15 protein-coding genes are annotated in these 12,964 nt (G+C 36.6%); 4 read left to right on the forward strand and 11 right to left on the reverse strand.

Annotated features, from left to right (window positions below):
- The first annotated feature begins 47 nt into the window (after nucleotides 1-47).
- Nucleotides 48-1,853 carry a V4R domain-containing protein gene (locus ACN6MT_RS00460; protein ID WP_419954364.1) on the forward strand — a complete coding sequence of 602 codons (1,806 nt, stop codon included), beginning with the start codon at nucleotides 48-50 and terminating at the stop codon, nucleotides 1,851-1,853.
- A gap of 110 nt (nucleotides 1,854-1,963) precedes the next feature.
- On the opposite strand, the gene ACN6MT_RS00465 is transcribed toward ACN6MT_RS00460, so the two are convergent.
- On the reverse strand, nucleotides 1,964-3,265 hold the full coding sequence (locus ACN6MT_RS00465) for an MFS transporter (protein WP_419954365.1): 1,302 nt from the start codon (nucleotides 3,263-3,265) through the stop codon (nucleotides 1,964-1,966).
- Nucleotides 3,266-3,780: 515 nt separating this feature from the next.
- Between ACN6MT_RS00465 and ACN6MT_RS00470 the strand changes: the two genes are divergently transcribed.
- Genes ACN6MT_RS00470 through ACN6MT_RS00480 form a run of 3 tightly spaced genes read left to right on the forward strand, consistent with a single transcriptional unit; the run spans nucleotide 3,781 to nucleotide 5,899 of the window.
- Nucleotides 3,781-4,254 carry a flavin reductase family protein gene (locus ACN6MT_RS00470; protein WP_419954366.1) on the forward strand — a complete coding sequence of 158 codons (474 nt, stop codon included), beginning with the start codon at nucleotides 3,781-3,783 and terminating at the stop codon, nucleotides 4,252-4,254.
- A 15-nt stretch (nucleotides 4,255-4,269) separates the two neighbouring features.
- A complete protein-coding gene (locus ACN6MT_RS00475) occupies nucleotides 4,270-5,064 on the forward strand; it encodes a 2-keto-4-pentenoate hydratase (protein WP_419954367.1) in 795 nt (264 codons plus the stop codon).
- A gap of 46 nt (nucleotides 5,065-5,110) precedes the next feature.
- Nucleotides 5,111-5,899 carry an adenylyltransferase/cytidyltransferase family protein gene (locus ACN6MT_RS00480; protein WP_419954368.1) on the forward strand — a complete coding sequence of 263 codons (789 nt, stop codon included), beginning with the start codon at nucleotides 5,111-5,113 and terminating at the stop codon, nucleotides 5,897-5,899.
- Between the two features lie 101 nt (nucleotides 5,900-6,000).
- Here ACN6MT_RS00480 and ACN6MT_RS00485 read toward each other — a convergent pair whose 3' ends face one another.
- From ACN6MT_RS00485 to ACN6MT_RS00530, 10 genes are all read right to left on the reverse strand, one after another.
- On the reverse strand, nucleotides 6,001-6,471 hold the full coding sequence (locus tag ACN6MT_RS00485) for a CBO0543 family protein (protein ID WP_419954369.1): 471 nt from the start codon (nucleotides 6,469-6,471) through the stop codon (nucleotides 6,001-6,003).
- 158 nt (nucleotides 6,472-6,629) lie between these two features.
- The gene (gene wrbA / locus ACN6MT_RS00490; RefSeq protein ID WP_063254254.1) at nucleotides 6,630-7,241 is read right to left on the reverse strand and encodes an NAD(P)H:quinone oxidoreductase; all 612 of its coding nucleotides are present in this window, start codon (nucleotides 7,239-7,241) and stop codon (nucleotides 6,630-6,632) included.
- 101 nt (nucleotides 7,242-7,342) lie between these two features.
- On the reverse strand, nucleotides 7,343-7,765 hold the full coding sequence (locus ACN6MT_RS00495; RefSeq protein ID WP_419954370.1) for a DoxX family protein: 423 nt from the start codon (nucleotides 7,763-7,765) through the stop codon (nucleotides 7,343-7,345).
- Nucleotides 7,766-7,791: 26 nt separating this feature from the next.
- Nucleotides 7,792-8,406 (reverse strand): alpha/beta hydrolase, encoded by a 615-nt coding sequence (locus ACN6MT_RS00500; protein WP_419954371.1) that lies wholly within the window; start codon nucleotides 8,404-8,406, stop codon nucleotides 7,792-7,794.
- Between the two features lie 19 nt (nucleotides 8,407-8,425).
- Nucleotides 8,426-9,364, reverse strand: a complete 939-nt coding sequence (locus ACN6MT_RS00505; RefSeq protein ID WP_419954372.1) for a ring-cleaving dioxygenase — start codon at nucleotides 9,362-9,364, stop codon at nucleotides 8,426-8,428.
- Between the two features lie 87 nt (nucleotides 9,365-9,451).
- Nucleotides 9,452-9,850, reverse strand: coding sequence for a DoxX family protein (locus ACN6MT_RS00510; protein WP_419954373.1), 399 nt, complete (start codon nucleotides 9,848-9,850; stop codon nucleotides 9,452-9,454).
- Between the two features lie 52 nt (nucleotides 9,851-9,902).
- A complete protein-coding gene (locus tag ACN6MT_RS00515; protein WP_419954374.1) occupies nucleotides 9,903-10,328 on the reverse strand; it encodes a MarR family winged helix-turn-helix transcriptional regulator in 426 nt (141 codons plus the stop codon).
- A 96-nt stretch (nucleotides 10,329-10,424) separates the two neighbouring features.
- A complete protein-coding gene (gene spxA / locus ACN6MT_RS00520) occupies nucleotides 10,425-10,829 on the reverse strand; it encodes a transcriptional regulator SpxA (RefSeq protein WP_063254251.1) in 405 nt (134 codons plus the stop codon).
- Between the two features lie 357 nt (nucleotides 10,830-11,186).
- Complete coding sequence (locus ACN6MT_RS00525) at nucleotides 11,187-11,426, reverse strand: spore germination protein (protein ID WP_419954375.1); 240 nt, start codon at nucleotides 11,424-11,426, stop codon at nucleotides 11,187-11,189.
- A gap of 320 nt (nucleotides 11,427-11,746) precedes the next feature.
- Nucleotides 11,747-12,760, reverse strand: a complete 1,014-nt coding sequence (locus ACN6MT_RS00530) for a pirin family protein (protein WP_419954376.1) — start codon at nucleotides 12,758-12,760, stop codon at nucleotides 11,747-11,749.
- Nucleotides 12,761-12,964 lie beyond the last annotated feature (204 nt).

The raw sequence follows: 12,964 nt of genomic DNA on the forward strand, positions 1-12,964 counted from the left end.
AACTTTAGTAACATGGTAAACATAAAAACCTAGGGGATGTGACTTTAGTGAGTGAAATTGCATTTGATTCTAGCGAAACAAAAAATATTTTAATGTCGGCTAATGCCTTCCACACATTAAAAAACAATTTATTTAATAACATTGGCTCCCATAAAACAAAAGGTTTTTTATTCCGATTTGGCAAAGAGTTTGGGATGGAATCAGCAAAAAATAGGCTCCAAAATAAAAACTTGATAAGTCCTGTCGGTAAAAGACATTCGCGCTTAGGTCACGTAAAAGATGTTAATTTCATGGGGGAAATTGTGCGCCATCCGGACGGCACGATTGAATGTATCGATACGTGGGGACAATGGGTGGAATCATTCGAAGCAGCATTACACCTTAAAAATTACGGTTTAGCAAATGAATGTGTTTGTCATATGTTATGCGGCTTTGCGAGTGGTGCATTGACATATGAGTTTGGCGAGTCAATTATTGCCGTTGAGTACAAGTGCGTCGCAAAAGGTGATTCATGCTGCGAGTTTAGAGTGCGTTTAGAGCGCGATTGGCTCAAAGAGAAGGAGGAACTTATACACCTTTATCAAAACGACAACATTTTATCTGAGCTTGAAATGACATATGACGCACTTTTGCACCATAAGCAAATGCTCGAAAAAATTTCGGTGTTTCATGGTCAGCTCACGCAAAAAGTAACAGATAAGCATTCGATGGATGAAATTGTACAAGCTGCGTATGAGCTGTTGAACATCCCGATTTTGATTGAGGATATTCATGGCACTCCATTAAGTCAAAATGGTTTAACCGAGGAACAGCAGCTAATAATTAAAAAAGATAAGGCAAAATTAGTGCATTTTGATGATAAGCACAACGTTTCGAATTACAAAGGAAATGAATATTGGAAGTTGACGGCACCTGTTCTTATTAATAAAAAAAATTATGCCACCTGTTCTTTTTTTTACTTTGATGAAGAACGTATGGATGAAAACGATCACTTATTTTTAGAGCGTATTTCGACTGTCGTAGCGTTATGTATTTTATACGAGGAGGCGCAGTTTGAAGAGCAGCAGCGGATGCGCAGCTCGTTATTAGAGCGCTTAATTCATAATCGAAATATTAAAGATATCGAATCTTACTATAAGTTTTTACCGTTTATGTTTCGGCCGCCGTTTTCTACAGGTATTATTAGTGTGAAAAAGAAAAAGAAAAATAACGAAATTATTGACATTCATGATCAGCTCACACAGCTGTCAAAGTTGGTAAAAGATTGGGATTTACCTTGTATTTTTGCAGTCCTTGGGGAAGAAATCGCTCTCCTTAACTCACTAAATAGCGACAAGCAAGGCTGGCAAAAGAAAATCACGAAAATTTTTCAAAAAATGGAGAAGCAAAATAACAATTATAAATATTCAATCGGGCTTAGTGGAACATTTAGCAACTTTAAAGATTTCGAACGTTCCCTGCAAGAGGCGCGTGTCGCACAGCGCTTCCCAAATCAAAAGCTGCTAACAGATTACGAAGATTTAGGAATGCTTGGCGATATCGTAAAGAACATGAGTATTGAACAGCTACATGAAATGGCGAAAAAGACGTTAAAAGACTTATACAATTTCGAAGATCCTCGAAAAAAGGAGTTGTTGCACACGCTTTACGTTTATTTATTAAATAGCCAGCGCCTAAAAGAAACGATGGATGAGTTGACATTATCAATCGGCGGTGTCCAATATCGTATAAAGCAAATTGAAGAGCAGCTTCAAATTTCACTAAAAAACGCATCAACAGCAGCGTATACTTTATTAGTGATTCAGGCGCTAATATTGTCGGATAGTTTATGCTTTGAGGAATTTGCACGATAAAGAAGCTGAATTCCCTTATTAAACAAAAAAAGAGACTGTAGACAAACTTTTTTAAAAGTTCGTCTACAGTCTTTTGAATTTTTTCTGATAGGATAACCCCTTGTTGGATTTTATTGTTCAACAGAAACATCTAAGCTCAATTGCTTTTCGTCCGTAGTACGACGTGCATCTTCATTTTCAGTTGCTGTAATTTTTAATTTACGTGTAGCTAATAATACTATTGCGGATACAACATATAAACTTACGATCAATAATACCCCTGAATTGAAGCCAGAGCGAATGTCATCACCTGCAAGTGTAATTAAATAACCAGTAATCCATGGACCAATTATACCAGCCATACTTGCAATAGATAATGAAATACCTGTTACACTGCCCACTAAGTTTTTCGGAATGATTAACGTTTTAATTGCAGCGTTTAACGGTAATAAGCTTGTGTTCATTACTAAGCCTACCCCTAAGAAGATACATGCTAAGACTGGAGAGGATACTATAGTTGTCATTGAGTAAGAGGCCGCACCAACAAGTAATACGGTAACTAATACACGGTCATAAGATTTAATAAGGCTTTTATTTTTCTTGAATAAGACGTCTGTAAATTTACCTGCACAAATTGCGAATACCGTACCTGTAATCCCCATTCCAGCGAATATAATGCTCATACTTTGCTGCTTGAGACCGACGATTTGTATTAAGTAAGTTGGGGCCCACGTAAGAACCCAAGTTGTAATCCACATTGATACGAAACCTACAACTAAAATTGATAATACATACGGGTTGATTAATACTTTTACTATATACTTGAATGGTACTTCCTGGGTTGAAGCTAAGGATTTTACGTCTTCGACTAGTGGCTGCCTCGGCTCGTCTCTCATAAAGAAGAAGAAGAGTGCCCATGCCAGGCTCGCTACCCCTAACAATGCGAAAGTATGCTGCCAGCCTACGTTTGTAATACCCATAACTAAAAGTGGGGCAGCTAAATACGTACCAACTGTTGTACCAGAAGTCATAATAGCTGTAGCGACACCACGTTGTGCACTAGTGAACCATCGTGCAAGGTGTACTAGGCAAAAACCGAGCGTAGAACCTTCGAAGAAACCTAAGACAACACGTAGTAAAATTAAGTGTGTTAACGTTTCTACAAAATAAGCGCTCGCTAATGCAATTGTCCATCCAGTGGCAATCATCATTAATAAATACTTTGAGTTGAAGCGATACGTTAATGTGCCTAAAACAATACTTCCGACAGCATATGCAGCAAAGAAGCTGCTTCCTACTAAACCAAATTGATCGTAAGATAGATTCAGTTCAGTCATGATTGGTTCTGCGGCTAATCCTAAAACTGATTTATCCGTATAGTTTAAAACCGATAGCAAGAATAGAAATCCTAATACAACCCAACGCATATGCATGTAAATCCCCCTTGTATTACTGTATTTTCCCATTCACATCATTTCGTAACCAAGTTGTTCGATTTTTCTGAAATTATTCAAGACGATTGTTAGCGTTTTCAATAAAATGTTAGGATAATTTCACACCTCCATTTGTTTTGCTAGAAATGCATTCATTTCAGCATTTTTTTTAATTTCTTTAAAAAAATAATGGTTTCTAATGGGAAAATTCAGTATACGAATCTTCCATGAAATGAATTCTATTTGAAAAAAAAGAGATTTACAAGAAAAAAAAATTGATACCAATTTTGGTTTGAAAGAGAACAAAAAAGAAAAGATTAAATTCCCAGTTAAAATTTTCCCATTAAGATATATTGACAAATCTGACTTTCCTTAAAATTCTGTCGCAAAAAATTCAAATTTGAGTTCACATAAATTTTATTGTTTTTTTCTAAATTTTCAATAAAAATAACAATAACAATTTTAAATGGACTCCTTTATGATTAAATTATTCGATTATGGATGGAGGAATTGTAATGGATGATCGTTTATTTAGAGATGCGATGGGGAAATTCGCCACTGGGGTAACCGTTCTTTTAACTGAAAACGAGGGAGAAACACATGGAATGACAGCAAACGGTTTCATGTCAGTATCATTGGACCCGAAGCTTGTCTTAATCTCTATTGGACATAAAGCAAAATTTTTAGAGAAGGTTTCACAGTCTAAAAAATATACAGTAAATATTTTAGCGGAAGATCAAGAGCATTATTCACGTCATTTCGCTGGGAGGCCCGGTGAAGCTGTAGAATTTGAAACGTTAGATGAGCAGCCAGTACTAAAAGGGGCTATCGCTCAAATCGCATGTGAAGTTGTATCAGAACATGTAGAAGGTGACCATACATTATTCATTGGCAGAGTAGTAGATTTGCGTCTTGAGGATAAAAACCCGTTATTATTCTTCAGTGGCAAATATCGTCAATTGACTGAGGCAGAAACAGTTAAGTCATAAAAGGGAGAATGGCCTATGAATATTCAAATAATGGCTGAAGCATTGCTTGAAGCAGAACGTACAAAACAGCCAATTGCCCCACTAACTGAAACCTATGAAAATATTACAGTTGCTGACGCCTATGCAGTGCAATTAGCGCAAATTCGACAAAAGATTGACAAAGGTGCGACAGTAAAAGGGCTAAAAATTGGTTTAACCAGTAAAGCGATGCAAGAAATGTTGAATGTATATACACCAGACTACGGCTTTATTTTAGATACAATGGTATATGACGAAGCAGATGGTTTAGCTGCTGAATCCTTTATTCAACCAAAGGTAGAGTTTGAAATCGCATTTGTTTTCAATAAAGAGTTAAAAGGGCCAAAAGTGACTCCGCAAGATGTAATCGAAGCCACGGCTTATGTTGTACCAGCCGTTGAAGTAATCGATAGCCGTATCGCGAATTGGAAAATAAAATTCGAGGATACAGTGGCAGACAATGGTTCTTCAGCAGGTGCGATTTTAGGTGAAAAGCATACACTCCTTAAAGATATTGAAGACATTACAAATATCCCCATGATTGTGAAGAAAAATGGTGAATTTTTAGACGAAGCAACGAGCTCGGCCGTGTTAGGCACCCCCCTCAATGCTGTTGTTTGGCTAGCAAATGAAGTGAGTGCATACGGTATTTCTATCGAACCAGGCATGTTTGTTTTATCAGGAGCACTATCAAAAGCTGTTCCCTTTGAACCAGGCGATGAATTTGAAGTTGACTTTGGTATACTCGGGAGAGTAAGCGTTAACATTTTGAAGGAAGTAGTGAAAAAGTAAAAGTTTTATGGTGTAACACAACTAAAAGAAAAAGGAGAGAATCGCAATGAATGTAATCTATGTGAATGCGAATAACTTACAAGAGATTAAACGATCAGCTCCCAACGCAGCGATGGCACTTGGTTATTTTGATGGTGTGCATTTAGGGCATCAAAAAGTAATTCAAACAGCTAAAGAAAAAGCAATAGCACATAATTTATCATTAGCGGTCCTCTCTTTTTTCCCGCATCCCAAAAGTGTGTTATTTCCGGACAAAGAGGTCTCGTATCTAGAGCCGATAGAACAAAAAGTTGAAAAGTTGGAAAGGCTTGAAGTAGACATTTTTTATATTGTAGAGTTTACAAAGGAATTAGCCAAAGTAGAAGCGAACGATTTTTTAGATGATTATATTATAGGTTTGAATGCTGTGGAAATTATTTGTGGTTTCGACTATACATATGGGGCAAAAGCAAGCGGTACTGTTAATACACTGGCAGTTTATGCAACTGCAAAGCAAGTTGGCCTAACGGTTGTCGAAGAGCTAAAGTGGAATAATCAAAAAATTAGTTCGACTTTGATTAGAAAGTACCTAACAGAACGAAAGCTTCGTGATTTACCGACTCTATTGGGAGGCTTTTATAAAACTAAGTATTGTCAAAAGAACGGTTTACTGCCGAATTATTCGTTACCGAATGTAGGCAGTTATAAAGTATTAATTGAAGATCGACAATCTTTTATTGAGTGTGTTGCGACTGTAAAGTGTAATAGATATATTCAGATTCATAATGAAACTTCCATACTACCGAATTTATTAACGATCCTATGGGTGGATCAATTAGAAAAAGTACCGAGCTGAATGTCGGGGTGCATTTAGAATTGCACCCTTCTGACCAATTAAAAAAAGCACCATTGATATTCAGCTCTATGTAAAACTTTATTTAATATTAATTAGGTCACTTATGCTCCCTTTAACTTATCTATTTTCTTCAAAAGGCCGACTAAACCTCTTATAGTAAACAAAGTAAAATTTACACTTGCAAAAGTATGAAAAGGAGTCCACTTTTTCCATTTAAATAATTTAGTGTTTTTTTCAAAGTACCATTGACCGATACTCATGGGCACACTAAATAAGAAACTTTTCAATAGGATTTTACTAAACTTATCGTTATAAGAGAGCTTAACCCACATCACACTTAAAAGTGGGAAAAATAATAATGTATAAATGATGTTAGTCCTAAAAATCTTTGGAAAAGGACGGACTGGATATTCTAGTCTTTTAGTACCAATAACATAAGCGTCTATTAGGTAAGCAAGAACTCCCTTTGAGAAAAAAATAACAAGATTTTCTCTCATTTTTGGCCCTTTAAATAGGAATGGGAGGAAAACAACGCACAAAGATGTGAGTAAATTCAACAGTTTCTTTTCCATACAATAACTCCTTCGATAGAAAAATTTCGCAACAGTGACATCCTACCTATTATTTCTTTAGGTATTATTCACTATTCCTTCGAGTTTAAAATTACTTTCTATGTAATTAAAAAAGCTAATCGGAAGGCTCCGATTAGCTTTTTTAATTAATGTAGATTTTATTGGTTCGCCTTTTTTACCCATTCTGCAACGGTAACCGTACGTTTTGCTTGGTGCTTTACAGCAGCTTCAACATCATCAATCATTTTTCCATCCTGACCAACAGTCACACTTGTTCCATATGGGTTACCGCCAGCTCCAAATGTAACAGGATCCGTATAACCAGGAGCAGCAATAATGGCACCCCAATGCATCATGGATGTATATAATGAAAGAAGTGTAGCTTCTTGACCGCCATGTGGATTTTGTGCAGAGGTCATGGCGCTGACTACTTTGTTTACTGTTTTACCAGTTGCCCAAAGTCCTCCCTGGATATCAAGAAATTGCTTCATTTGAGAAGGCATGTTTCCAAATCGAGTCGGAACACTGAAAATGATGGCATCTGCCCATTCAATATCGTCCCCTGTTGCAATTGGAACATTTTTTGTTGCTTCTACTGTGTTTTTCCATACTTCATTTCTCTCAATAATAGAATCGGGAGCTAATTCTTGTACTTTTAATACTTTAACCTCAGCACCAGCTTCTTTTGCTCCTTCTTCAGCCCACTTTGCTAATTGATAATTTGTTCCACCCATACTGTAAAAAATTACTGCCAATTTTACATTTGTCATACTTTTTTCCTCCTTATCAGGTGTATTCCCAAATAATCTAGACAAGAAACTCATTCATAACACCTCCTATTATTTCTTTGTTTTAAAATTATCATTCACTGCTAAGCAGCTCTTTTTATCTCTTTTGACTCCCTTTGAAAAATCAATTGACTAATTGATAATAGCTTGCTTCCATTAATGAGAAGATATACCGCAATAGCTAAGAATGCTAAGTCTAATTCATAACCGGCCATTTGGCCATTTCCTAATAAACCAATTGCTAGTTTTACTTTTATTGTTGCTCCAATCATTAATAAGGCAAACAAAGCCGCAACTAATCTTGTTGCTAATCCAACGATTAATAGGATCCCACCAATAATTTCGAGTAAAGCAACTCCATATGCCATAACTCCTGGTAAGCCAAGGCTTTCAAACCAGCCTGCTATGTTCTCTATTCCACCTTGAAACTTTACAACTCCATGAATAAAAAATATTGCTCCTAATGTAACGCGTAATATAAGTGCTCCAATTTCATTTTTAAACATTTTCGTTTTTCCCCCGTTTAGTTATATTATTTAGTAATAAAATGTTTTTGATACCAAGACGCTGCTGCTTCTACTTCTTGTTTAGTTAATTGATGGCCTTTATTTTCCCAATGGAGTTCAACTTGCGCATTTGCCTTTTCTAATAAGGATTGAAGTTCAGATGATTCCATAGGAGAGCAAATTGGATCATTTGTCCCCGCAGCAATAAATACTGATTTCCCTGTTAAATCAGGAAGGTCCATTCCTTTTCGCGGCACCATTGGATGATGAAGAATAGCACCCTTTAAAGCATGTTGATAATGAAATAATAAACTAGCAGCAATATTTGCTCCATTTGAGTAGCCGATTGCAAGAATATTATCGCGATCAAAATCATACTTTTCGGCAGATTTATCTAGAAACTCGTTTAATTCTTTTGTTCGAAATATCAGATCTTCCTCATCAAAGACACCTTCTGCTAATCTGCGGAAAAACCGAGGCATTCCATTTTCCAAAACATTCCCGCGAACGCTTAATACATTTGCCTCATCATCAATCATTCCCGCAAGTGGAAGCAGGTCTAATTCATTGCCGCCAGTACCATGAAGCAGTAACAACGTTGGTTTGGTTGGATTTTGTCCCTTATTAAAAATATGTTTCATTATTTATCTCCCCTTATATTCAATCTAATTCTCTCACTTTAATTGGCAGCAACCCACGTTCAATCTGGTCTCTATGTGATTCATACTGTGCAGGAAGCATTAATTTCTCTCCCATTGTTTCTTGTGATTCATCATGAGCAAAGCCTGGAGGATCTGTTGCAATTTCAAATAATATTTCTCCGTGTTCTCTAAAATAAATGGCATTAAAATAGTTTCGATCTCGTACTGAAGTGACGCCATACCCATTCGCAGCAACATACTTTTGCCATTCCAATTGATCTTGATCATCACTTGCCCGCCAAGCGATATGATGTACGGTTCCCACACCCATTTGCCCGCGTCCAATCGGAGTTAATTTTAGATCAATGACATTTCCGATCTCAGCTGATGAACAGTAACGTGCGAAATCTCCTTCTTTACCTACGAATTCAAGTCCCATAACATTTTCTAACAAATCTGCCGTTTTATTAGGCTGGCTGGATAATAGAGTGGCTCCGCCAAACCCTTTTATGGCAACATCCGGTGTTACCCCGCTAAAGTTCCAATGATTAAGTTCGCCTTCTGCTCTTTCAACAATTTCAAGGTGAAGTCCGTGCGGATCATCAAATTCCAAATATTGCTCCCCGAATCGCTCCATTTTTATAAAAGGCACTTTGAACTTTTCTAATCTATTTTCCCAAAACGCAAGGGCACCTTTAGGAACAACGTATGAGGTAACTCCTACTTGACCATCACCGATCGTACCTTGACGGGCTCCAGCCCAAGGAAAAAATGTGATGATCGTTCCAGGTTTTCCTCCTTCATCTCCGAAATAGAGATGATACGTGCCAGGATCATCAAAGTTTACCGTTTGTTTTACTAAGCGGAGCCCTAAAACACCTGCATAAAAATCAACATTCTCCTGTGGATGACCTACGATAGCAGTGATATGATGAATTCCCATTGTTTTCTTACTCATTTTGAAACACCCCTTTTTGTATTATGATGTCTATTAACTGGTTCATATATAATATTTGTAAATCCATATTCTCTAATTCGAGATATTTTAGAATAAAAAAGCATCCAATGCATATTGTCCAGGTCCAATTAATGCTACTCCAATGACCACGGCAATGATTGTCAAATTATATTCATATCCATTTTGTGTGGACCAATAACCATTTGGAGCATGAACCTTAACGATTGCCATAACCATTGTACCTGCAATCATGATACCTGCAAGAGGAGTAAGAAGTCCTAAAGTAAACAACAATCCGCCAATTACTTCTGCTAACCCTGCCATGAGAGCCATCATCACACCTGGTTTCAAACCAAGGGATTCCATCCAGCCTCCTGTACCCTTCAAGCCGTAGCCTCCAAACCAGCCAAATAATTTCTGGGCGCCATGAGCCATGAACGACAAACCAATCACTAATCTAATAATTAATAACCCTATACTCATCATTTTAGTTCCCCCTATTTTTTATCTCGAATCTGAGATATTAGTGCAAAAAAATTTATTTCACTTTCTTAATAATTTTGTTTAACAAATTGACCATTTCCTCATGCTCAAGACCAGTCAAATCTCCAAAAAAGGAATCTACCATCTCTTGATATTTCGGCATAATGTTTTCCATCATTTCCTTTCCTTCAGCCGTTAAGGTAATATGAATAACCCGCCTGTCTTCTCTGCAATCATTTCTTTTTATGATTCCTTTTTGTTCAAGTTTATCAATCACATACGTCATCGAGCCGCTTGAAATTAGAATTCTATTTCCAATCTGTTGAATCGTTTGTTTTCCTTGGTAGAAAAGTACCTCTAAAACAGAAAACTCAGTAATACTAAGTTTATATTGGGACATTTCATCTCTTATTCGTTCCTGAATTGCTTTTGAGGTTTGCATTAACAGCAAAAATGGCTGATTTGTACATTTCCTTTCCATGATTTAGACCTCCTATTTAAATATCCTGAATTAATATATCTCGAATTTAAGATAATGTCAATAGATATTTACAAATGTTTACTATCTATATTTCCTCTATTGAACTTCTTCAAAAAAGCTATACTCTTCATCAAGTTGGAGTAGACGCATTTTACGCGGCAAAAAACTCCGTATCTCTTCTTCGTTAAAACCTACTTGTAATCTTTTTTCATCAAGAATTAAAGGTTTTCTTAATAGCCCAGGATGCTCTTCAATAAGTGTATACAATTCTCGAAGTGAAATAGTATCGATATTTACATTTAACTTTTTGAAAGTTTTTGACTTTGTTGAAATAATTTCATCGGTGCCATCTTCTGTGTAACGAAGGATATCCTTAATTTCATCTACTGATAGCTTTTCAGAAAGAATGTTTCTTTCTTTATAAGGAATTTGATTTTGATCAAACCATGCCTTTGCTCTTCGGCATGAAGTACAACTAGGTGATAAATATAAAGTTACCATTATTCACACTCCCCTGATGTTTATTAATCCGTTTGACTTCTATCAATTAGCTATCCTTTTATCTTAAATCAGCGTATCTCAAATTACAATATCTCGAATTAAATATATTTTTATTATATATCATCTTCTACAATTGTCAACAGAAAATCATAATGTAATAATACGATGCCGTATGGCACAAGGTATTTTCATTTTGTGCAGCTCCTATGTTTCAATAATCTATATATGTGAAAAAGCATACTCAATGAGTATGCTCAATCTTTATAAACACTCTCACATACCCCAGGTTTTGGTTCATAGATTTAGAGAATAGATTATCAGTCCTAGCTAGATCCCTAGAATGAAGTTGATGAACCATCATTGGCTACTGTTTGGTGAAGATGGATTTTCAGTTTGACCTTGATCACTGATATCGGAATCTTGAGCCACCGTAATAATCAGCGATTTAGCAGGTGAAAAATCTCCCATTGAAAAATTAGTACCATATAATTTCATGTTTGAAGTATGGCTGTTTTGCAATGTTCTTCCTATATTAATGTTTGCATTTTGTGTTATCCCATTTACGTGCAGGTTGTAAATATTAATTTGGTTAGACATAAGATCCTCCAATTAAAAGAAGATTTTAGTATACAATATGTTAAACAAGTATCATAAGAAATGGACAAACATGGAATTTAGTTGATAGTTTTTTCTAATCTTATTGAAAAAAAAGCAATGCGTTAAAACATACCAGTCCAATGTTTATATTTTGACTATAATAAAAAAACGAATATCAAACACAATTTTTACATTGGTTTGATATTCGAATCACAATCATTCGCTTTTGTTGAAACTGTATGGTTTTTTGTATAAACTGTACACTTTTTTGTTGAAACTGTATGGTTTTTAAAAGCAGTACCTTTCCTAATGAATAGTGGTTACCTTTTCTCAACTCTACCATCCGCATGGCGTGCGAATCTTCCAGACTCACGCTTATTCACAGGATCTGGACGATCCCACGGCCAGCCTCCGAATTGGGTATTTTGGTAATCCTTGAACGCTTCACGAATTTCCTGCTCGGTATTCATGACAAACGGTCCATAGGCTGCTACAGGTTCTTGTATCGGCTCACCCTCTAGGAGCAGCAAATAACTCTCAGATGATCCATTGGTAATCGTAATCTCCTGATCACCAGCAAGCTTTACACGATGGTACGTCTCAATTGCTGTTTCGTCAATATTTAGTTTTTCTCCCTGATAATAGTATAAATTTCTCGTCATGGTCGCTGAGACAGAAGGCAGGGTGTAGACTGCTTCCGGCTCCATATGAATGACGTAAATGCCCACATGATGATTTTTATCGTTTGCCCAAGAAGCTGCGTTTGGTTCTAAACTAGACTGGCCCATCGCATTCCCTGAAACTAGTCTTACAGTTGTTTTTTGTCCATTCACAGCTGCCGATTGTACTTCCGGTATATCTTCAGCCCATAACATTTTATACTCAGGATCAGCAAATTTATCTTTTGCAGGCAGATTCAGCCAAATCTGAAAGAACTCAAGTGGATTGCCTTTGTCCTGGTTTACGAGAGGAAACATTTCGGTATGTTGGGCGCCCTTTCCTGCTGTCATCCATTGAACATCCCCATTCCCAAATCGTCCTACCGACCCATATGAATCAAAGTGATCAATCAGACCTTCAAGAACGACGGTTACCGTTTCAAAACCTCTGTGGGGATGTACAGGAAATCCAGGAACCGTTTTACCATGATACATTCTAAAACCATCACGTAAGGTAAAATCCTCGCCAAGATTTCTACCTTCCAGTGAGACGTTCGGACCCTGCTCGTCATTTCCTGGTGGATACGCATCTTTATGATGAACCGTCATAAGAAACGGATCTTCGGTCTCCCATGGAAATCCTAATTTTTGTATTTTTATGATTTTGCTCTTCACTTCTACCTCTCCTTTAAAAGCCTCCATGTTATGGTTGAAAAAGTTTGCTATTTTTCCTTTGGCTCTGTTATTACTGAATGTTGATTTCACTATGTTTAGAAATAACCGTAAAATTCCGCCTAAATTGGGAAATACCCATATTCCCTTAAATATAAGGGGATTTTTTCCGCTTATTTTATCAAAATCTTTAGATTTTGTCTTATT

Origin of the sequence: Neobacillus niacini (assembly GCF_048572935.1) — a bacterium.
Lineage (GTDB): Bacteria > Bacillota > Bacilli > Bacillales > Cytobacillaceae > Neobacillus > Neobacillus niacini.

What these genes read in the sequence shown, in the direction of transcription:
- ACN6MT_RS00465 (WP_419954365.1), bottom strand. Translation starts at nt 3,265, where the DNA reads ATGCATATGCGTTGGGTTGTATTAGGATTTCTATTCTTGCTATCGGTT.
- ACN6MT_RS00470 (WP_419954366.1), top strand. Translation starts at nt 3,781, where the DNA reads ATGGATGATCGTTTATTTAGAGATGCGATGGGGAAATTCGCCACTGGG.
- ACN6MT_RS00475 (WP_419954367.1), top strand. Translation starts at nt 4,270, where the DNA reads ATGAATATTCAAATAATGGCTGAAGCATTGCTTGAAGCAGAACGTACA.
- ACN6MT_RS00480 (WP_419954368.1), top strand. Translation starts at nt 5,111, where the DNA reads ATGAATGTAATCTATGTGAATGCGAATAACTTACAAGAGATTAAACGA.
- ACN6MT_RS00485 (WP_419954369.1), bottom strand. Translation starts at nt 6,471, where the DNA reads ATGGAAAAGAAACTGTTGAATTTACTCACATCTTTGTGCGTTGTTTTC.
- wrbA (WP_063254254.1), bottom strand. Translation starts at nt 7,241, where the DNA reads ATGACAAATGTAAAATTGGCAGTAATTTTTTACAGTATGGGTGGAACA.
- ACN6MT_RS00495 (WP_419954370.1), bottom strand. Translation starts at nt 7,765, where the DNA reads ATGTTTAAAAATGAAATTGGAGCACTTATATTACGCGTTACATTAGGA.
- ACN6MT_RS00500 (WP_419954371.1), bottom strand. Translation starts at nt 8,406, where the DNA reads ATGAAACATATTTTTAATAAGGGACAAAATCCAACCAAACCAACGTTG.
- ACN6MT_RS00505 (WP_419954372.1), bottom strand. Translation starts at nt 9,364, where the DNA reads ATGAGTAAGAAAACAATGGGAATTCATCATATCACTGCTATCGTAGGT.
- ACN6MT_RS00510 (WP_419954373.1), bottom strand. Translation starts at nt 9,850, where the DNA reads ATGATGAGTATAGGGTTATTAATTATTAGATTAGTGATTGGTTTGTCG.
- ACN6MT_RS00515 (WP_419954374.1), bottom strand. Translation starts at nt 10,328, where the DNA reads ATGGAAAGGAAATGTACAAATCAGCCATTTTTGCTGTTAATGCAAACC.
- spxA (WP_063254251.1), bottom strand. Translation starts at nt 10,829, where the DNA reads ATGGTAACTTTATATTTATCACCTAGTTGTACTTCATGCCGAAGAGCA.
- ACN6MT_RS00525 (WP_419954375.1), bottom strand. Translation starts at nt 11,426, where the DNA reads ATGTCTAACCAAATTAATATTTACAACCTGCACGTAAATGGGATAACA.